General features: G+C 51.3%; 1 protein-coding gene. It reads left to right on the top strand.

What is annotated here, in order from left to right; translation table 11 throughout:
* Positions 1–1,086 (top strand): hypothetical protein (locus tag K339_RS37530; RefSeq protein WP_037300092.1); only part of this gene is annotated, 1,086 nt, incomplete at both ends.

The raw sequence follows: 1,086 nt of genomic DNA, 5'->3' as shown, positions 1-1,086 counted from the left end.
CAATACACCAACAGTAGGAACGGGTCTGTGGAGTGTGGTGAGTGGGACGGGTGGAGCGTTTGGCAACGCCAGCAGTCCAACGTCAAGTTTCACAGGAACAGCGGGGAGTGTGTATGTATTACGCTGGACGACGACCAACGGTTCTTGTACCTCTAGTGACGAAATGAGTGTGAGCTTGGGTCAAAACCCAACGGCTGCTGCTGCAGGTGTAAACCAAACACCAGCATGTGGAACGACGCAGGTAACTTTAGCAGCCAATACGCCAACGGTGGGAACAGGTCTGTGGACTGTGGTGAGTGGCACGGGTGGAGCGTTTGGTGATGCCAGCAGTCCAACGTCTAGTTTCACAGGAACAGCGGGGAGTGTGTATGAATTACGCTGGACGACGACCAACGGTTCTTGTACCTCTAGTGATGAAATGAGTGTGACATTTGGTCAAAATCCAACAGCTGCTGCTGCAGGTTTAGACCAAACGCCCGCATGTGGAACGACGCAGGTAACTTTAGCAGCCAATACGCCAACGGTGGGAACAGGTCTGTGGAGTGTGGTGAGTGGCACGGGTGGAGCGTTTGGCAATGCCAGTAGTCCAACCTCAAGTTTCACAGGAACAGCGGGGAGTGTGTATGAATTACGCTGGACGACGACCAATGGCGCTTGTACCTCTAGCGATGAAATGAGTGTGACATTCGGTCAAAACCCCACGGTAGCTTGTCCATCTAATATAATAGTAGCCGACAATGATCAGGCGTTTGCTTTGTCTGGGGCTACCCCCATAGGTGGTGTTTACAGCGGCCCAGGCGTAAATGGAGGTATATTCAATCCTGCTTCAGCTAACATTGGTGTAAATACGATACAATATAGCTATACTACTGCAGCTGGGTGTACAGCCTCTTGTTCCTTTACCATTACAGTTTGTGCCACCCAAGTATGGTATTTGGACGCCGACAATGACGGTTTTGGGAATGCTTCGGTGAGCCAGCAAGCTTGCAGCCAGCCCACGGGCTATGTGAGCAACAATACAGATTGCGATGACAATGATGCTTTGGAAAAGCCAGGTCAGGTGTGGTACGCGGACTTGGATAACGA

It is taken from the genome of Runella limosa DSM 17973 (assembly GCF_000482465.1).
Lineage (GTDB): Bacteria > Bacteroidota > Bacteroidia > Cytophagales > Spirosomataceae > Runella > Runella limosa.
Note: the sequence above shows the minus strand (reverse complement) of the source record. Positions and strands in the feature narration are given on the sequence as shown.